Raw genomic sequence first — 18917 nt, 5'->3', positions numbered from 1 at the left:
GAACGTCCCCGCACGCCATAGCCTGACGCCGCGCCGGCACCGCCCCCGCTCCGGCGCGCCCGGCACGGAAGGGAGAGGGGCTCTCCGGTGAAGCGCACCTCACGCGACATCCGCACCGCGAACCGTTACGAGGTGCTGCGCCAGATCATCGCCCGTTCGCCCACCTCCCGGCAGGAGCTGGCCGCCGCCACGGGCCTGAGCCTCGCCACCGTCGCCACCCTCGTGGGCGAGCTGCTCGACCTGCGCATGATCACGGAGGTCGGGTTCGAGGACTCGGCGGGCGGCCGCCCCCGGGGCCTCGTCGCCGTCAACGCGCCGGGGGGCGCGCTGGTCGGCGTGGACATCGCGGAGACGTACGTCCACGTCGAGCTGTTCGACCTCGCGCTGAACGTGCTGGCCCGCGCCGAGGAGGACATGCGTCCCGGGGAGAGCCGGCCGGAGCAGGTGGTCGGCCACGTCGCCGCCGCGGCCGGCTCGGTGGTCGCGCAGGCGGGCGTCGAGGCGGCGCGGGTGCTGGGCGTCGGCGTGAGCGTGCCGGGCCAGGTGGACCGGGCCACCGGCGTCTGCGAGTACGCGCCCAACTGGGACTGGCACGACGTGCCGCTGCTCGACCTGCTCTCCGAGCACATCGCGCATCCCCTGTACCTGGACAATCCGCTGCGCGCCTGCGCGGTGGCCGAGCTGTGGTTCGGGGCCGCCCGGGGACGCGGGGACGCCGTGGTCGTCAACCTCGGCACCGGGGTCGGCGCCGGCCTGGTCCTGGGCGGCGGGCTGCACCGGGGGGTCAGCAACAGCGCCGGCGAGTGGGGGCACACCACGCTCGTGCTCGACGGGCGGCTGTGCCACTGCGGCAACCACGGCTGCGTGGAGACGTACGTCGGCGCGCCGGGCATCATGCAGAACCTGCGGGAACTCAGCCCGCGCAGCCCCCTGTTGCACCCCGAGGACCAGACCGCCACCGTCGACGCGCTGGCCCGCGCGGTCGCCGCGCGGGACCCGGTGGCCGTCAAGGTGGTCCGGGACACCGCCCGCTATCTCGCGGCGGGCATCGCCGACCTGGTCAACCTGCTCAACCCCGAGGTCGTCGTGCTGAGCAGCTGGGTCGCGGCCCGGCTCGGCGAGCCCCTGCTCACCGAGGTCCGTGCGGCCGTCGCCCGGCACGCGCTGCGCAGACCGCTCGCCTCGACCGAGATCGTCCTCTCCCCGATCCCCACCGACCCGGTCTGCCTGGGCGCGGCGACCTTCGCGCTCGAAGGGGCGCTGCAGGCCGTCGGACAGCGCAGGCGTCCCGCCGCCAGGACGGACGCCGACGCGGGCTGATCCCCACGCCCCTCCCGATCCGCCGCCGCACGCTCCCCCGGCCCCCGTCCGGCTCCTTCCCACCCCGCACCCCGCCCCGCTCACGTCCGGTATCCCGAACGTCACACAACGCTTCGAACCCGCTTCGTCCAACCCCTTGCCGAAGCCTTAGCCGAAGGTTAACGTCCCGCACCGCGAAGCCGTCCGACCCACCTGGCGCTGAAGCCGCACCGAGCCGCAGCCGTACTCGAGACAAGGACGTCAGCATGTCGGCAATGAGCAGCAGCAACTGGTCCCGCCGTTCACTCCTCCGGGCCGCCGCGGGTCTGGCCGCCGCCGGCGCACTGGCCGCCTGCGGCGGCAACAACGGGCGCGGCGGCGGGAGTTCGGGCAACGGGCTGGTGCAGTACTTCCACGCGTACGGCGAGGCGGGGACCGAGCAGGCCATCAAGAAGTACGCGGCCGCGTACGACGGGGCCGACGTGTCGACGCAGTGGATCACCGGCTCGAACTTCGAGAGCAAGCTCTTCGCGAGCCTGCTCACCCGGAACGCGCCCGACCTCTTCGAGTTCCACCCGCAGATCCAGCTCGTCAGAAGCGGTCAGGTGGCCGACCTCACCGACATCGTCGAGCCGGTGAAGGACGACTTCAACCAGGCCGACATCCAGTCGCACACGGTGGACGGCAAGGTGTACGGCGTCCGGATGATCGACGACCCGCAGTTCTTCTTCTACCGCCCCTCGCTGCTGGAGAAGGCCGGCGTCGAGGTGCCGCAGACGCTCGAGGAGCTGCTGGAGGCCGCCGGCAGGCTCACCACCGACAAGGTCAAGGGCGTCTACCTCGGCAACACGCTCCAGGCGGTCATCCGCCCGATGATCTGGGCGGCCGGCGCCGACACCCTCGACGAGGACAACAAGCCCGCCTACCACACGGACGGCGTGGTCGAGGGCCTCAGGCAGATGCGCAAGCTGTTCACCAGCGGCGACCTCCTGCTGGACGCCCCGGCCGACTACTGGGATCCGTCCGCGCTCGTCCAGGGCCTCACCGCGATCCAGTTCTGCGGCATGTGGGCCATGCCGGCGATGCAGCAGGCGCTCGGCGACGACCTCGGCGTCTTCCCCTTCCCGAAGGTCGGCGCGGCCGGCAGGCCCGCGGTCTACAACGGCGGCTGGTCGATGTTCGTCAACGCCAGGAGCGACCGGGCCGACGAGGCCAAGGAGTACGTGAAGTGGCTGTGGATCGACCGGAAGGAGTACCAGGAGGACTGGGCGCTCTCGTACGGCTTCCACATCCCGCCCCGCACCTCCATCGCCGCGTCCGCCGGGAAACTCAAGTCCGGACTGCCGGCCGAGGGGGTCGAACTCTTCACCGAGCACGGGCACTTCGACAACATCGGCTGGACCCAGGCCATGATCAAGGCGACGGAGGACGTCTTCGCCGACTCCGTCCGCAAGAACGGCGACCCCGAGGCCGCGCTCGACAAGTGCGACAAGGCCGTCGGGGCCGAGCTCGACAAGCTCTTCGGATAGAGCGGCGGACGGACCCCGACATGTCGACGACCGCCAAGCCCGGCCTCGCGCCCCCCGCCCCGGCGAAGCCCTCGCCGGGCCGTCCGCGGCGAGGGCTGCGGGGCAGCCCCACCCTCGCCTTCTGGCTCTTCACCGGGCCGTTCCTCATCGGCCTGCTCGTCTTCGTCTACGTCCCGATCGGCTGGAGCGTCTGGCTCAGCTTCTTCGAGGCCCGCTTCACCGTCACCCCCAGCACGTTCGTCGGGTTCGACAACTACCGGTCCATGCTGGAGAACGACAACTTCACCGGTGCGCTCGTCACGTTCACCGTCTTCGCCGCGATCATCGTGCCCACCACCTGGGCGCTCTCCCTCGGCCTGGCGCTGCTGGTGAACCGGCTGCGGTTCCTGCGGGCGTTCTTCCGCTCGGTCTTCTTCCTGCCGACGGCGTGCAGTTATGTGGCCGCTTCCCTCATCTGGAAGATGTCCGTCTTCAACGGCGTCCGCTTCGGTCTGGCGAACACCGTGCTCGGCTGGTTCGGCGTCGAGAACATCGCCTGGCTGGCCGACCCCGATCCGCCCTGGTACTGGCTGGTCATCGTCACCGCGAGGCTGTGGCTGCAGTCCGGTTTCTACATGATCCTCTTCCTGGCCGCGCTGCAGAACATCCCGGACGAGCTGTACGAGGCGGCCGCGATCGACGGCGCCGAGCCGGGCCGGCAGACCTTCTGGCACATCACGCTGCCGCAGCTGCGGGCGACCTCGACGGCCGTCGTCCTGCTGCTGCTGATCGCCGCCTACCAGGCCTTCGACGAGTTCTTCAACCTGCTGTCGAAGACGACCTGGGGCCGGCCACCGCTCGTCGAGCTCTACCACACCGCCCTCGGCGACAACCAGGACTACGGCGCGGGCAGCGCGGGCGCGGTGATCCTCACCCTGCTGATCGTCGTCGTGACCCTGTTCCAGGGCAGGATCATGGGTTTCGGGAGGGGTGACGCGTCCACGTGACCACGATCGCGCCCGAGGCCGGCGGGGCCGCCTCCACCGGCGGGCCCCGCCGCACCACCCGCCGCGGCCGCGGCGTGATGAGCTCCGCCGGCCTGTGTCTCGCCGTCGGCGTCGCCGCCGTCCTCTTCCTCGTCCCGTTCTACGTCCTGGTCCGCAACGCCCTGTCGACGGACGCCGAGATCACCGGCGAGGACTGGACGCTCTTCCCCACGGACGTCCGGTGGGGCAACGTCACCGAGCCGTTCGACGACCCGACCGTCGACTTCGCCCAGGCCCTGGAGAACTCCCTGGTCGTCGGTGTCCTGCACACGGTCGGCACCCTGCTGGTGTGCTCGCCGGCCGGCTACGGCCTGGCCCGCATCCCCTACCGGCACGCCGACAAGGTGTTCTACGCCGTCCTGTTCACCCTGATGGTCCCGACCGCCGTCACCTTCGTGCCCGGCTTCGTGCTGGTGTCGTCCCTCGGCTGGATCGACTCCTACCGCGGTCTGATCGTTCCGGGCCTCTTCAGCGGTTTCACCTGCTTCCTCTTCCGGCAGTACTTCCTGGGGTTCCCCAAGGAGCTGGAGGAGGCGGCGCGCGTGGACGGGCTCGGCCACTGGGGCGCGTACTGGCGCGTCGTCGTGCCGAACTCGCTGAACTTCTTCGCGGCGATCGCGACGATCACCTTCGTCAACGGCTGGAACTCCTTCCTGTGGCCGCTGGTCGTCGGCCAGGACCCCAGCGCCTGGACGGTGCAGGTGGCGCTGTCGTCGTACATGACCAACCAGACCGTCAACTACCACCTGATCTTCATGGCCACGGCCATCTCCCTGCTGCCCCTGCTGCTCGTGTTCCTCTTCCTCCAGCGCTGGCTGGTGCAGGGGATCGCGCAGACCGGAATCAAGGGCTGACGCCCACCGACACGATCTGGAGACCGATGACTTTCCGCACCACCTCCGCGTCCGTCGACTACGTCGAGGACGTCTCACCGGGCAGCGGCGCCCTCCCGCCCCGCGCCTGGTACGCCTCCTCGGACGCCGAGTCGGTGTCGCTGAACGGCAGTTGGCGCTTCCGTCTGTCGGCGACCGCCGACGCCGAGGACGACTCCTTCGCCGCGGAGGGCTACGACGCCGGGGACTGGGCCGAGGTCACGGTCCCCGGGCACTGGGTCCTGCAGGGACACGGCTCCCCCGTCTACACCAACCACCTCTACCCGTTCCCGGTCGACCCGCCGCGGGTGCCGACCGAGAACCCGACCGGCGACCACCTGCGCGTCTTCGACCTGCCCGGCGACTGGCCGGCCGACGGCGGCGCGGTGCTGCGCTTCGACGGCGTGGAGTCCTGCGCCCGCGTCTGGCTGAACGGCACGGACCTCGGCGAGTTCAAGGGCTCCCGGCTGCCGCACGAGTTCGCCGTCGGCCACCTGCTGAGGCCGGCCGGCAACGTCCTCGCCGTGCGCGTCCACCAGTGGTCGGCGGGCTCGTACCTGGAGGACCAGGACCAGTGGTGGCTGCCGGGCATCTTCCGCGACGTGACGCTGCTGCACCGCCCGGCGGGCAGCGCGCTGGACTTCTTCGTGCACGCCTCCTACGACCACACCACGGGCGAGGGCACCCTGCGCGTCGACTCCGACGTCGACGGGCGGGTGACCGTGCCCGAGCTGGACGTCGACGTCGCGACGGGCGAGCCGGTGACGCTCCCCGTCGAACCGTGGAGCGCCGAGACGCCCCGCCTGTACGACGGCGCGCTGGTGACGGAGGGCGAGCGCGTCCCGCTGCGCATCGGCTTCCGCACGGTCGCCCTGGAGGACGGCCTGATCAAGGTCAACGGCCACGCGGTGCTGTTCAAGGGCGTCAACCGGCACGAGTGGCACCCGGTGAAGGGCCGCGCGCTCGACCCGGAGACCATGCGCGAGGACGTGCTGCTGATGAAGCGGCACAACGTCAACGCCGTCCGCACCTCCCACTACCCGCCCCACCCGGCCTTCCTCGACCTGTGCGACGAGTACGGGCTGTGGGTGATCGACGAGTGCGACCTGGAGACGCACGGCTTCGTCGAGCAGGACTGGCGGGACAACCCCGTCGACGACGACCGCTGGACCCCGGCCCTGCTGGACCGCGCCGCCCGGATGGTCGAGCGGGACAAGAACCACCCGTCGGTGGTGATCTGGTCGCTGGGCAACGAGGCCGGCACCGGACGCGGCCTGACCGCGATGGCCGAGTGGATCCACGGCCGGGACACCTCCCGGCTCGTGCACTACGAGGGCGACGCCGACTGCCGTGACACGGACGTCTACTCCCGTATGTACACCGCCCACGAGGAGGTCGAGCGCATCGGCCGCGGCGTGGACGGCGGCACCCTCAAGCGGCGGCGGCTGCCCTTCATCCTGTGCGAGTACGGCCACGCCATGGGCAACGGGCCCGGCGGGATCGCCGACTACCAGCGGCTGTTCGAGGCGCACGAGCGACTCCAGGGCGGCTTCGTCTGGGAGTGGATCGACCACGGCATCGAGGACGACCGCCACGGCTACGCGTACGGGGGCGACTTCGGCGAGGAACTGCACGACGGCAACTTCGTCTGCGACGGCCTGCTCTTCCCGGACCGCGCCCCCTCCCCCGGGCTGGTCGAGTTCAAGAAGGTGATCGAACCGGTCGCCATCAGCGGCGACGGGGCGGACGGCACCGTGCGGATCGCCAACAGGCACGACTTCGCGGACCTGTCGGCGCTGGAGTTCACGTGGGCCTTCCAGGTGGACGGCGAGACGGCCGCCTCGGGCACCCTGCCGGTGCCGGCGCTCGCGGCGGGCGAGTCGGCCGAGGTGAAGCTGCCGCGGCCGCCGGAGGGCGACCGGGGCGGCGCGGAGACGCGGTGGACGGTGCGGGCCGTGCTGGCCGAGGACACCGCGTGGGCGCCGAAGGGGCACGTGGTGGCGTGGGGCCAGGTGCCCGTCGCGGCACGGACGGTGCCGTCGGTCGCCGCGACCGACGGGCCGGTGGCCGGCGAGGGCCTGATCACCCTGGGCCCGGCCTCCTTCGACGCCCGCACGGGCGCGCTGCGGACCATCGGCCCGGTGGAGGTGACCGCGCTGCGGCTGGACGTGTGGCGGGCGCCCACCGACAACGACGAGGGCGCGGCCTGGCAGTCGGACGTCCGGCACGGCGAGCTGTGGCGCAAGCTGGGCCTGCACCGCATGCGGCACCGCCTGGACGCGGTGGAGCCCGGCGACGACGCGCTGACCGTGCGGACCCGGGTGGCGCCCGCCGGCTGGGAGGTGGGCCTGTCGACGGTGTACCGGTGGACGTCGGACGGCGACCGGCTGCGGCTGACGGTGTCCGTGACACCGGAGGGCGACTGGCGGGTGCCGCTGCCGCGGCTCGGGATCCGCTTCGGGCTGTCCGAGGCCGACGCGGTGACCTGGTACGGCGGCGGCCCCGGCGAGGCGTATCCGGACACCCGTGCGGCGTCGCAGATCGGCCGCTGGCGGTCGACCGTCGACGGTATGCAGACGCCCTACGTCCGTCCGCAGGAGAACGGCGCCCGCGCCGACGTCCGCTGGGCCGAGATCGGCGGACTGCGCGTGGACGGCGACCCGGAGTTCTGGTTCAGCGCCCGCCGCTGGACGAGCGAGCAGCTGGACGCGGCGCGGCACCGCACCGACCTGGTGCCGGGCGGGACGGTGTGGGTCAACCTCGACCACGGCCAGCACGGCATCGGCTCGCAGTCCTGCGGTCCGGGCCCGCTGCCGCAGTACTTCCTGGACGCCGCGCCCGCCGAGTTCTCCTTCGTGTTCTCCGCGACCGGCTGACCCGGGGGCTCACCGGGGCCGGCCGGGCCCGCACACCGCCCCGGCCGGCCCTGGCCGCGTCCGTTCCCGTGGGCGGCGCCGGCGGCCGTGCCGTCCTGCCCGGGGGCACGGCCGCCGGGGCGGCGCGGTCTCGCCCGTCGCGCCGGGTCCGACGGGTGACGGCTCGCCGGGCTCCGCTCAGCTGCCCCGTATCGGTGTCGCCAGCGCCAGCCCGGCGATCGCCACGCAGCAGCCCCCGGCCAGCAGCGCGACCGGTGCGGTGCCGTGCCGTTCCGCCGTCCAGGTCAGGACGGCCGCGCCCGCCGGGGCCGCCGCGTACTGCAGGGTCCAGAAGGCGGAGGTGACCCGGCCCAGGAGCGGTTCCGGGGTGACCTCCTGGCGCAGGGACAGGGAGCAGGTGCCCGCGACGGCCACCCCGGCCAGGAAGAGCGCGGCGAGGACGCCGACGAGGGCGACGTCCCGGGCCCACCCCAGTCCGGCGACGGCGACGCCGCTCACCGCGACCGCCGTCGTCCAGGTGGGGCCGAAGCCCAGCCGGCGGCGCAGCCGGGCCACGAGCAGGGAGCCGACGACGGTGCCGGCCGCGCCGGCCGCCAGCACCGTGCCGACCGAGCCGTCGTCGTGGCCGAGGTCGTGCTTGAGGTGGTAGATGACCAGGTCGTTCAGGCCGAGCGTGAGGAAGCTGAACAGGAACAGCAGGACGGTCAGGGCGCGCAGGACGGGGTGGCCGTACAGGAACGTCACGCCGGTGCGCAGGTCCCGCCACAGCCCGGCCCGTCGCCCCGGCCGGTCGTCGGCGGGCCGCTCCCGCACCCGTACGACGGCGAGGCAGGCGGCCGACACGCCGAAGCTGGCCGCGTCGACGCCGACCGCGGCGGCCGGGCCCGTCCAGGCCGCGAGGAGTCCGGCGCCCAGCGGCCCGAGGACGCCGGCCGCGGCGGCGGTCGCGCCCAGCCGCCCGTTGGCCTCGGTGAGCCGGGCCGTGTCGACGAGACCCCGGACGACGGTGACGTATCCGACGGCGAACAGCATGCCGACGGCCTCGCACACGGGGAGCACCGCGTACAGCAGCCAGATCCGCGGCCCGAACAGCCACACGAGGGGGATCACCCCGTACAGCACCATGCGGACGAGGTCGCAGGCGATGAGCAGCCGGCGCCGGTCGACCCGGTCGACCACCGCTCCGGCGAACACCGCCGCCACGACCGAGGCGGCCGCGCCGACCGCCGTGAGCAGGCCCATGCGGGCGAGGGAGCCGGTGGCCTCCAGGACCAGCAGGGGCAGCGCGATCAGGGCGAAGGAGTCGCCGAGGAAGGAGAGGGTCTGCGCGGCCCAGAAGACCCCGAAGTCCCGCTGCCGCCACAGGGGCCGGGCGTCCTGCGGGGCGACGTCCCGCTGCCGGCTGCCGTGCGCCTCGTGCGTCACCCGGCCCCCTCGTGCGTCATGCGCTCCCCCTCGTTCACGCGTCAAGTCCCAGGCCACCCTACGTCGTTGGGCGGCGGCCGGCCGTGTGGTCCAGCGGCGTCCCCGATCTTGGGGGAGCCTTGACGCACCGGACACCGCCGGCGGTACGCCGCCCCCCGTCGCCTCTCCGGCCCCGCCCCGCTCACCGCCCCGGGCCCCGTGTCCCCGCCCCGGCGTCCTTCCCGGCTGACGGTGGTGGACGATGGCCTCCATGTCCGATCTCTTCGACGCACCGCGCCCCCGCGAGGTCCAGCCCGGCGAGTATCCGGTGTGGGACGAGGCCCTGGCCCTCGTCAACCGCGACCTGGCCGCGCTGCTGCCCGACCGCGGCCCCCTGCGTCTGCTGGCCCTGCCGCCCTGGGACCCCCGGGACGAGTGCGGGGACGAGCAGGTGTACGTGGCCCTGCCCGACGGCCGGTGGCACGGCAACGACCTCCGGCAGGACTCCGGGACCGCTCTCGCCGCCGCCCTCGCGGCCGTCGCCGAGGCCGCGCAGGACACGGTCATGGAGTGTCTGTGGCAGGTCTGGCCGGTCTGCGCCGAGCACCGCGTCGGCATGCACGTGCGAAGCGGGGAAGGGGAGCAGGGGGAGGACGGCCACCCGGTGTGGTGGTGCGCGGGCGGCCGCGGGACGGACGACCCGGCCCACGCGCGGGCCCCGGTCGGCGGGCTGGACGCGCTGCACCGCCCGCGCCGGGGCCGCCGGGAACGGCGGTGAGGTCAGTGGTCCGCGCAGCAGGGCGTCGGATCGGGCACCTCGAAGGGGACGAGGGTGCCGCCGACGGCGGGCATGGCGGTGAGGACGAGCTGTCCGTCCTGCCACTGGGGCCGGACGTGCTCCCGCGTCGTCAGCCGTGCCTCCGGGGCCGGTCGCCCGGCGGCGCCCAGCACGGTCACCCGGTCGATCGCGGAGGCGGACAGCACCTCCGCGATCGTCATCGTGCCGCGCAGGACGTCGGCCCCGGGGTAGAGGACGGCCCGGCCGACGGGGTCCGGAACCCCGTCGGCCACCTCGTGCCCCTGGGCCGCGAGCCGCTCACGCACGTCCGCCGCCACCGTCTCCTCCTCCACCGCGAGGGAGACGACGACCCGCGGCCGTTCGCCCCGCACGAGGTGGGTGCAGCCGAACACGCCCTGCGGCAGAGCGAGTTCGGCGGCGAGCGTGCGGAGCAGGTGATCGGCCGCGCGCAGGTCGCGCAGACCGGCGTCCACGGTGACGGCGTAGCGCGTCACGACGGCAGGACCCACACCGGGTTGGAGTAGAACCACAGGTCGAGCCACGGGTCGGCGTCGCCCACGACGTCGATCGCCGGACCCGCCGGGTCGACGGCCGCGCCCATGGCGCCGACGGCGGACCGGTTGCCGTCGGTGCCGCGCAGGCGGACGTACGACGGCCGGTCCACGCGCCCGAGCCGGTAGGTGAGCCGGACGGTGCCGGTGGACCGGTTCACCTCGTACGACTTGACGACCCTCGCCGTCGGCGCGGTGAACGTGTCCTTGTCGGCGACCGGTCCGGTGACGTCCCCCTGGATGACGTCGACCCGGGCCAGCTCGGGCACGAAGCCGGCCCAGTTGGGGCCGCCGGCCAGGGCGACGTCGACCGTCAGCGTCACGTCCGTGCCCTTCTTGACGTGCAGGGCGCCGCCGAGCGTGGCCCAACGGCCGCCGCCGCTCACGCGCACGTCGAGGCCGCTGACGAGCTGACCGTGGTCGACCCAGATGCGGCCGGCGCGGATGCCGTCCATGACGGCGGCGTAGGAGAAGCCGTCGGCGCCGACGTGGGTGCGACTGTACTGGCCGGGCCAGTAGTCGCCCTGGGTGATGTCGATCCCGCCGCCGTACACCGGGTCGTCGTAGCGGCCGTTCGCGGTGAAGTCGCCGCCGCCGCGCACGGCGGTGTCGGCGTAGACCTGGTGGGAGTCGGAATTGGCGGTGATCCACCAGGGCTTGCCCTCGGCGATGAGGCTGTCCCACAGGCCGCCGACGGTGGCGGTCATCCAGTCGAAGCCACCCCAGGTGCGGTAGCTCTCCAGCGGGTAGCCGGCGAAGGAGTTGGCGCTGGGGTTGTTGTCGTAGATGCCGCGGGCGCGGGCCGGGCCGAGGGGGGCCGGGAGGCCGGCGGCCTGGTGGCCGGGGGCGCCCTCGAAGCCGACGGCGATCTGGTGGCCCGCGTCGGTCGCGTCGCGCCAGGCGCGGATCTCGTGCGGGGAGTCGACACCGCGCCGCGCCGGGTGGTTGGCGAGCATCAGCGCGTCCCTGACCTTGCGGCGGCGGACCTGCTCGCCGAGGAAGGCCAGGCCGGCGACGGCGAGGGCCTCGTTGGCGGGCGTGGAGTCGGAGGCGTTCTTCACGCTGCCGTCGTAGTCGGTCTCGAACTGCTTGAGGACGGAGACCTCGTTCCTGCCGGGGTGCACGAAGACGGTGCCGTGCTCGGCGCCCGGGATGTTCCACTCCAGGCCCTGGAAGACCAGGGTGTCCTCGTGGGCGGAACGGGCCTGCTGGATGTCCGGGTTGACCTTCTCGACGCCGATCCTGGCGTGCGTGGCGCTGCCGTGGTCGGTGATGACCAGCCAGTCCATGCCGTGCCTGGCGCCCTGACGGACCTGGTCGACGACGCGGTACTTGCCGTCGCTGCTGTACTGGGTGTGGATGTGGTGGTCACCGGCCAGCCAGAGGAAGCCCTTGCCGCGGCGGCTGTCGGTGGTGGCGTACGCGGGCGCCGCCGCGGTCCGGCCGAGCACGCCGGCGGCGGTCAGGCCGGCGCCGAGGAGTCCGGCGCGGCGCAGCAGGGAACGGCGCGACCGCTGCTCGGGGTCGAGGGCCTCGTCGGGCACGGAGGTGTCGAAGGCGGCGGGCAGCGCCGGGGCGCCCTCGGAGCCGTGTTCGTGGTCGTGTCCGTGGTGATGGTGGTGCCCGTGGCCGTGTCCCATGCTGCCCTCCCGGTCGCCGCCGACTGTCGCGGCTGTCTTCCCGGCGCGAGTGCGCCGCCTGGGGAGGATCGACGCGAAAGATGAACGTCGAACGACCGAGGGGTGATCGGCGGCCGACCCGCGCGCGTCCGGCTCGCCTCGCCCCTCGCTGTTTCCCCGACTGCCCTTGCTGGCCACACTGTTGTTGCCGGAACGTGAGCAGCGTCCAGGTTCCTTTCCGTCCCCCACTCCGACCGGAGACACCCCCACCATGAGAAGACTCCTCGGCACCCTCGCGGCCGCCGCCCTGGCCCTCACCGGCCTCGCCGGCACCGGCGTCACCCCCGCCGCTGCCGCCGACACCGCCGCCACCGGCACGTTCGACGTGCTGACGTACAACGTGGCGGGCCTCCCGGAGGGCCTGAGCTCGGGCAGCCCGGCGACGAACACCCCGCTCATCTCCCCGCGCCTCGGGGCGTACGACATCGTGAACGTCCAGGAGGACTTCAACTACCACGCGGCGCTGTACGCGGGCGACGACCACCCGTACCGCACCGCGACCAGCGGCGGCGTGCCCTTCGGCGACGGCCTCAACACCCTCTCCGGCGTCCCCTTCGAGGACTTCCAGCGGGTGAGGTGGAACGACTGCACCGGCACCAACTGCCTCACCCCCAAGGGGTTCTCCCTGGCCCGCGTCCGCCTGGCCGAGGGCGTCTTCCTCGACCTGTACAACGTCCACACCAACGCCGACGCGACGGACGACGCCCTCGCCGCGCGCCGCGCCAACATCGCGCAGCTGTCGGCCTTCATCCGGGCGAACTCCTCGGGCAACGCCGTGATCGTGATGGGCGACACGAACACCCGCTACACCCGCGCCGGCGACACCATCCGCACCCTCGTCGACGAGAACGGCCTGACGGACGCGTGGGTGGAGCTGGTGAAGGGCGGCACGCCGCCGGCCCAGGGCGCGGACGCGCTGCTCTGCCCGGCGTCGGCGCCGCCGAACGACTGCGAGGTCGTGGACAAGGTCCTCTACCGGGGCAGCAGGCTGCTGTCCCTGACGGCGACCCGCTACCGGAACGAGTGGGCGTCGTTCCTGGACTCCGCGGGCGGCAACCTCTCGGACCACTTCCCGCACACGGTCGGCTTCTCCTACGCCCTCGCCCCGTCCCTGCGGGCGAGCGACTTCTTCGGCGGCCCGCACGGCACGGCCTTCAACGACGCGGACGACCTGCCCGCCGCCGCGGCCCCCCGCACGCTGACCCTCAGGGGCGGCTCCCGCCTGGACGCGGTGTCCCTGACGCACGACGGCGGCACGACCCTGACCCACGGCGGCACCGGCGGCACGGCCGCCTCCCTGACCCTGGCGGACGGCGAGCACCTCACCTCGGTCAAGCTGACGCAGGGCCAGAAGGACGGTCGCACCCGCGTCTTCTCGGCGGCCTTCACCACCGACCGGGGCCGCACCCTCGCGTCCGGCACGGCGACCTCCGACACGAGGACCTTCACGGCGCCGGCCGGCTGGCAGATCGTCGGGTTCACGGGGCGCTCGGCCGACGAGGTGGACAAGCTGGGGCTGCTCTACGCGCCGATCGGCTGAGGCGGCCCGCGGGGGAAGCGGGGCCGGGGGAAGCGGGGCCCGACGGCCGGGTCCGGGCACCCCCTAGGATGCTCCCCGACCGACCACGGCCCCGTGCCCCTACCAGCGAGGCGTCCCATGCCCCGAGCCGGCCTCACCGCCGACCGCCTGGTCGCGGCCGCCGCCGACCTCGCCGACGAGGTCGGGTTCGAGAACGTCACCCTCTCCGCGCTGGCCCGCCGTTTCGGCGTCAAGGACGCGAGTCTGTACTCGCACGTCAAGAACCTCCAGGACCTGCGGACCCGCCTCGCCGTGCTGGCCGGGGGCGAGATGATCGACCACATCGCCCCGGCCGTCGCCGGACGGGCCGGCAGGGAGGCGCTCGCCGGATTCGCGGACGCCTACCGGGAGTACGCGCTGCGGCACCCGGGACGGTACGCCGCCACCCAGATCCCCGTCGACCAGGCCCTGGCCGCCGGCACACCCGCCTTCCGCCGCACCGCCGAGATCACCTACGGCATGCTCCGCGCCTACGGCCTCGAGGAACCCGACCTCACCGACGCCGTCCGCCTGCTGCGCAGCACCTTCCACGGCTACTGCGCCCTGGAGGCCGGCGGCGGCTTCGGGGCGTCCCGGGACGTGCAGCGGTCCTGGGAGAAGGCGGTCCACGCCCTGCACACGGCCCTCACCCACTGGCCCCGCGAGACGTAGCCCGCCCGAGCGGCGGACACCCTTCTCCCCACCTCTCGACCCTTCCGCCTGTCCCGCGGCCCGGCCGGCGGTAGGGTCCGGATGTGCGTTGATCTCCCGGGCGGCGGCCCCGTGCAGCCGCAGACGGTGCGGGGCGCCTCTCGGACAAGGGGCCGCCCCGGCAGGCATGCCCGTCACCACCTCAGCGGAGATCCCCCCATGACCGCGCAGCAGCCCCTCACCTACGACGCGCTCGTCGAACTCGCCACCACTGATCCAGCCGTCGTCGGCCTCGTCCTCAAGGGTTCCCGGGCCCACGACGGCATGATCACCGAGCACTCCGACCACGATCTGTACGTGGTCCTCGCCGATGACGCCACGACCGGTCTCACCCGGTTCGCGGGCCACCGCACCGCCGAGCTGGACCTCGTCATCGTCTCCCTCACCGAGTTCCGCGCAGCCGGAATGCCCGGTCTCGAACGCTACGCCCTCGCCCGGGCCCGGGTCGTGCTCGACCGGCTCGACGGAGACATCGCCCGGATCCTCGCCGACAAGGCCCGCCTGGGTGCCGACGAGGCGTTCCACCACGCCGGCGGCCTGCTCGACGCCTACGCCAACTCGCTCTACCGGTCCGTCAAGAACCACCGGGACGGCCAGGACCTCGCCGCTCGCCTCGACGCCGCCGACAGCATGCGGTTCCTGCTCGAGCTGCTCTTCGCCCTCGACCGCCGTCCCCGCCCCTACAACAAGTACCTGCAGTGGGAGCTCGCCCGGCATCCGCTGCCGGGCTGGGACACCGAGGTGTTGCTCGGTGCCGTGGACCGCGTCTCGGCAACAGGCGACGCCTCCCTGCAGCGGCACCTGTTCGCCCTCGTCGAGGCGGCGGCCCGAGAGGCCGGACACGGCGAGGTACTGGACGCGTGGGGCGAGGACCTGGACCTCATGAGACCGCACCGGGGACGGCCGGTCACGGCGACGGCCGGACCGGTCCTCCCGGCCTGAGCGATCGGACGTCGACAGCGCTCGCGCCCAGGGCAGCGACCTGGACCTTTTTGCTGTGCGCGGTGGTCAGTCGTTGGTTGCCGGAAGCGTGCCGGGGGCGCACCGCTTCGCTCGGCGGGTGACGGCGTCATGGCCTCCGGCCGAGTCGCGGCTCCAGAAGGTCCAGGGCCTCCTCCCACCGGAAGCGGTCCGCCCCACCGCCGGCCTTGGGCCTGTGGGGCTCGTAGGTGCCGATCAGGACGTCCATCTCACGCAGCCCTTGCAGGCTCCGCCGGCAGGCGGGGTGGGCCGCCTGGGCGGCGTTCAGGTACGGGAGGACGGCGGTGGGGATGCCCATGCCGTACGCCTCGCACAGGATGCCCAGGGCGAGGGTGTCGGCGATGCCTGCCGCCCATTTGTTGATCGTGTTGAAGGTGGCCGGAGCAACGGCGACGGCGTCGGCGGGAGGCAGGGGGCGTGCTTCACCGGGTGCGCGCCAGGCGGAGCGGATCGGGTAGCCGGTCTGCTCCTGGACGGCTTGGACGTCGAGGAGGGTCACCCCTTGCGGAGTGGCGACGACCCCGACGTTCCCGTTCCGCCCCCGTGCGGCTGCGATCAGCTTGCCGACGTCGGCGGCGATGCCGCATCCGCAGACGACGACGTAGAGGAAGGGCTTCTCGCCCGTGGCTGTCGGCTCGGTCACGCGGGGACTCCCAGTCGGCGGCTGGACTGGTGCAGTTCCGGCAGGCCACGACGGTGGCCGTGTGCTGCCATGTCGGCGACCAGAGCGCGGACGGAGGGACGGCGGACGTCCTGTGCGGCGCACGTCTCGGCGATACGCAGGGCCCGGTGGCCGTCGGCAAGGCGTCCCTGCTGGCTGTAGGCGCGGGCGGTCTCCACCCACAGGGCGGCCCGGCGCTCCGGAACGGGGACACGGCGGCGCGTGAGCGGGCGGGCGGCTTGGAGAGCGAAGCCGGCGTCGCCCAGGGCCACCAGTGCGCTCACTCCACGAAGGTCCACGTGGGTGGCGTCGAAGTCGGCCCAGGCACCGGGCCGGTCGAGTGAAGCGGCCGTGCCCGCCGAAACCGGCTCCGGCAGGAGGGCTCGAACGAGTTTCTCGTGGACAGCGGCCGAGCCGGCGGAGGACACGAAAGCCGCGACGCCGACGTTCGAGCCCTGCCGGGGCGCCAGACAAGAGGCCCCGGACCGATCATGGTCCGGGGCCACGTCCGACCAGCGCAAGCCGGCATCAGTGAGACATGGTGCCGCAGTTGACGGGAGAGTCCCTCACGGCGTGAGGACGACCTTCTCGCAGTGGTCCTTCTTGTTCTTGAACAGGTCGTAGCCGGTCGGCGCCTCGGTCAGGGGCAGCCGGTGGGTGATGACCCGGGTGGGGTCGATCTTGCCCTGCTCGATCAGACTCAGCAGCGGCTTCATGTACTTGTGCACGTGGCACTGCCCGGTGCGCAGGGTCAGGGACCTGTTCATCCAGGCGCCCGCCGGGAACTTGTCGATCAGTCCGCCGTAGACGCCGATGACCGACACCACGCCGCCGCTGCGGCAGGACAGGATGGCCTGGCGCAGGGCGTGGGGCCGGTCGGTCTCGGAGCGGACGGCCTGCTTGGCGCGGTCGTAGAGGTGGACGTGGGAGGCACCGTGTGTGGCCTCCAGGCCGACCGCGTCGATGCACTTGTCGGGGCCCCGGCCGCCGGTGAGTTCGAGCAGTGCCGAGCGTACGTCGGTGTCCTCGAAGTTGATGGTGGTGTAGCCCTGGGCGGCGGCCATGTCGAGCCGGTAGGTCTCCTTGTCGATCGCGATGACCTTCTCCGCGCCCAGGACCCGGGCGCTGTCCATGGCGAACTGGCCGACCGGGCCGGCGCCCCAGACGGCGACGACGTCACCTTTTTGGATGTCGCACATCTCGGCGCCCATGTACCCGGTCGGCAGGATGTCGGACAGGAACAGCACCTGCTCGTCGGTGAGCTCCGGCCCGATCTTCAGGACGTTGGCGTCGGCGAGCACCACGCGGGCGTACTCGGCCTGGCCGCCGGCGAAGCCGCCGGTGAGGTGGGAGTAGCCGTAGATGCCGGCGGTGGGGTGGCCGAAGAGCTTCTCCGAGATGCCGGCGTTGGGGTTGGTGTTCTCGCAGCACGAGTACAGCTCCGCGCGGCAGGACGCGCAGGCGCCGCACGCGATGGGGAAGGGCACGACGACCCGGTCGCCGACGCGGAGTTTGTCGCTGACGCCGGGGCCGACCTCGACGATCTCTCCCATGAACTCGTGGCCCATGATGTCGCCCTTTTCCATGGTGGGGACGTAGCCGTCGAGCAGATGGAGGTCGGAGCCGCAGATCGCCGTCGAGGTGATCTTCACGATGGCGTCGCGGCTGTTCAGGATCGACGGTTCGGGGACGTCCTGCACCTCGACCGAGTTGCGTCCCGTCCAGCAGTTCGCCTTCATGCCAGGGCCTCCTTCAGTTCGTCCTCGGTCAGCGGTCGGGCCGGGTGCTGCGGGAACTCGCCGCGGGCCTGCTTGCCGCCGGGCGCCCCCTCGGAGCGGACGACCTCGCCGATCTCCACGATCTGCTTGAAGCGGCGCAGGTCGTCGTCCAGCTGCTGGTGCGGTTCCTCGCCGAAGTAGCGCGCCGCGGCCTTGCCCACCGCTCCGCCGGGCAGGTCGTAGCGCAAGGTCACCCGGATCTCCGTGCCCCGGCCGCCGGGGGCGGGCACGAACCGGACCTCGCCGGAGTTGTCGATGTCGGCGCCGTCCACCGACCGCCAGGCGATCAGCCGGCCGGGCTCGTCCTGCGTGGTCTCGGCGTCCCATTCGACCGTCTTGCCGAACGGCGCGCTGGCCCGCCAGTGACTGGTGCGCGGACCGGTGACGCGCACCTCGTCCAGGTGCGCCATGAAGTCCGGCAGTCGCTTCAGGTCCTTCCAGAGGGCGTAGACCTCGTCCGGGGACTGGGTGACGGTGGTGGCCGCGGTCAGTTCCATGGGGGTGCTCCTACGGGTGCGGGTCACGGCCGCGTAGACGTCCGTGGCTGTGAGGGCGGTGACCGCGGCGGTCGCGGCAACGGTGCGGCCCAGGCCGCGACCGTTGTGGTTCCTCAGGGCCCGGGTCAGCATCGTCAGATCCATGAGATCGCCGCCGACGCGGCCCCAGAGCCAGGCGGGATGCGGCCGCCCCAGCAGCCCGGTCGCCGCCGCCAGCTCGCGCACACCGACTGCGGTCGTGGCCGAGCGGTGCCGGAAGGCGTCGTCCACGCCCAGGGCCCGGGTGAAACCCGCCGGGGCGACGACCTGAGGCACGCCCAGGAGCGCACTGGCCCAGCCCAGGCCCCGGACGAGCGGATCGTGCTGGAGGCGGGAGGTGGAACGGGTGTCTGTCTTCATGAGTGCTCCCCACGTGCGGTGAGGTGAACGGAAGGCGGGCCACTTGGGTGAGAAGGCGAAGAGCGCATCGCGGACAACGGCGGAGTTTCCGCGTGGCCCGCATCCAATCCTCAACCGGCGTCATCGGGATCCGCTGTCCGGCCTGCCGGGCCGGGCACGGTTGATCGCCGCTGCTCAGCCATGTCAGGAGCGCACGATTGCCCGTCCGGCCCCGGCCGGGGCCGGGGCCGGGGCCGGACGTCGCTCCTCGGTCGGCCCCGTCCTGTGGGGAGCAGGCGGGCGGCGGCCCTGTGGCTCC

General features: G+C 72.9%; 15 protein-coding genes and 1 pseudogene. 9 read left to right on the top strand and 7 right to left on the bottom strand.

Going from position 1 to position 18917, the window contains the following annotated elements:
- Positions 1-87: 87 nt before the first annotated feature.
- The 5 genes from ACH4F6_RS03685 to ACH4F6_RS03665 all read left to right on the top strand — a co-directional run bounded on the left by ACH4F6_RS03685 (position 88) and on the right by ACH4F6_RS03665 (position 7601).
- Positions 88-1320: an ROK family protein gene (locus ACH4F6_RS03685; protein ID WP_397958236.1), complete on the top strand. Its 1233-nt coding sequence runs from the start codon at positions 88-90 to the stop codon at positions 1318-1320.
- Positions 1321-1565: 245 nt separating this feature from the next.
- A complete protein-coding gene (locus ACH4F6_RS03680; RefSeq protein WP_397958235.1) occupies positions 1566-2828 on the top strand; it encodes an ABC transporter substrate-binding protein in 1263 nt (420 codons plus the stop codon).
- Positions 2829-2848: 20 nt separating this feature from the next.
- Positions 2849-3814: a carbohydrate ABC transporter permease gene (locus tag ACH4F6_RS03675; RefSeq protein WP_397958234.1), complete on the top strand. Its 966-nt coding sequence runs from the start codon at positions 2849-2851 to the stop codon at positions 3812-3814.
- A complete protein-coding gene (locus ACH4F6_RS03670) occupies positions 3811-4707 on the top strand; it encodes a carbohydrate ABC transporter permease (RefSeq protein ID WP_397958233.1) in 897 nt (298 codons plus the stop codon). Before ACH4F6_RS03675 ends, ACH4F6_RS03670 begins: the two co-directional genes overlap by 4 nt.
- Positions 4708-4733: 26 nt before the next feature.
- Positions 4734-7601 (top strand): glycoside hydrolase family 2 TIM barrel-domain containing protein, encoded by a 2868-nt coding sequence (locus ACH4F6_RS03665; protein WP_397958232.1) that lies wholly within the window; start codon positions 4734-4736, stop codon positions 7599-7601.
- Positions 7602-7778: 177 nt separating this feature from the next.
- Here the strand turns inward: ACH4F6_RS03665 and ACH4F6_RS03660 are convergent, their stop codons facing one another.
- Complete coding sequence (locus tag ACH4F6_RS03660; protein WP_397958231.1) at positions 7779-9026, bottom strand: MFS transporter; 1248 nt, start codon at positions 9024-9026, stop codon at positions 7779-7781.
- Positions 9027-9276: 250 nt separating this feature from the next.
- On the opposite strand from ACH4F6_RS03660, the gene ACH4F6_RS03655 reads away from it, so the two are divergent.
- On the top strand, positions 9277-9783 hold the full coding sequence (locus ACH4F6_RS03655; RefSeq protein ID WP_397958230.1) for a hypothetical protein: 507 nt from the start codon (positions 9277-9279) through the stop codon (positions 9781-9783).
- 2 nt (positions 9784-9785) lie between these two features.
- Here ACH4F6_RS03655 and ACH4F6_RS03650 read toward each other — a convergent pair whose 3' ends face one another.
- Both ACH4F6_RS03650 and ACH4F6_RS03645 read right to left on the bottom strand, forming a co-directional pair.
- Positions 9786-10298 (bottom strand): hypothetical protein, encoded by a 513-nt coding sequence (locus tag ACH4F6_RS03650; RefSeq protein WP_397958229.1) that lies wholly within the window; start codon positions 10296-10298, stop codon positions 9786-9788.
- On the bottom strand, positions 10295-11995 hold the full coding sequence (locus tag ACH4F6_RS03645) for a PHP domain-containing protein (protein ID WP_397958228.1): 1701 nt from the start codon (positions 11993-11995) through the stop codon (positions 10295-10297). Before ACH4F6_RS03645 ends, ACH4F6_RS03650 begins: the two co-directional genes overlap by 4 nt.
- A gap of 250 nt (positions 11996-12245) precedes the next feature.
- Between ACH4F6_RS03645 and ACH4F6_RS03640 the strand changes: the two genes are divergently transcribed.
- The 3 genes from ACH4F6_RS03640 (at position 12246) to ACH4F6_RS03630 (ending at position 15245) form a co-directional block, all read left to right on the top strand.
- A complete protein-coding gene (locus tag ACH4F6_RS03640; protein ID WP_397958227.1) occupies positions 12246-13574 on the top strand; it encodes a jacalin-like lectin in 1329 nt (442 codons plus the stop codon).
- Between the two features lie 117 nt (positions 13575-13691).
- On the top strand, positions 13692-14264 hold the full coding sequence (locus tag ACH4F6_RS03635; protein WP_397958226.1) for a WHG domain-containing protein: 573 nt from the start codon (positions 13692-13694) through the stop codon (positions 14262-14264).
- Positions 14265-14462: 198 nt separating this feature from the next.
- The gene (locus ACH4F6_RS03630; protein WP_397958225.1) at positions 14463-15245 is read left to right on the top strand and encodes a hypothetical protein; all 783 of its coding nucleotides are present in this window, start codon (positions 14463-14465) and stop codon (positions 15243-15245) included.
- A 127-nt stretch (positions 15246-15372) separates the two neighbouring features.
- Here the strand turns inward: ACH4F6_RS03630 and ACH4F6_RS03625 are convergent, their stop codons facing one another.
- The 4 genes and pseudogenes from ACH4F6_RS03625 to ACH4F6_RS03610 all read right to left on the bottom strand — a co-directional run bounded on the left by ACH4F6_RS03625 (position 15373) and on the right by ACH4F6_RS03610 (position 18619).
- On the bottom strand, positions 15373-15927 hold the full coding sequence (locus tag ACH4F6_RS03625; protein ID WP_397958224.1) for a flavoprotein: 555 nt from the start codon (positions 15925-15927) through the stop codon (positions 15373-15375).
- Positions 15924-16286, bottom strand: a pseudogene (locus ACH4F6_RS03620) (hypothetical protein); the annotation flags it as partial. The gene ACH4F6_RS03625 and the pseudogene ACH4F6_RS03620, both read right to left, overlap by 4 nt.
- A 225-nt stretch (positions 16287-16511) precedes the next feature.
- Positions 16512-17684, bottom strand: a complete 1173-nt coding sequence (locus ACH4F6_RS03615; protein WP_397958223.1) for a zinc-dependent alcohol dehydrogenase — start codon at positions 17682-17684, stop codon at positions 16512-16514.
- On the bottom strand, positions 17681-18619 hold the full coding sequence (locus tag ACH4F6_RS03610) for an SRPBCC family protein (protein ID WP_397958222.1): 939 nt from the start codon (positions 18617-18619) through the stop codon (positions 17681-17683). The genes ACH4F6_RS03615 and ACH4F6_RS03610 overlap by 4 nt, the downstream gene beginning before the upstream one ends.
- Positions 18620-18917 lie beyond the last annotated feature (298 nt).

The organism is Streptomyces sp. NPDC017936, from assembly GCF_044328485.1.
Taxonomy (GTDB): domain Bacteria; phylum Actinomycetota; class Actinomycetes; order Streptomycetales; family Streptomycetaceae; genus Streptomyces.
The sequence above is the reverse complement of the archived record's forward strand: the minus strand, read 5'-3'. Positions and strand labels throughout refer to the sequence as shown.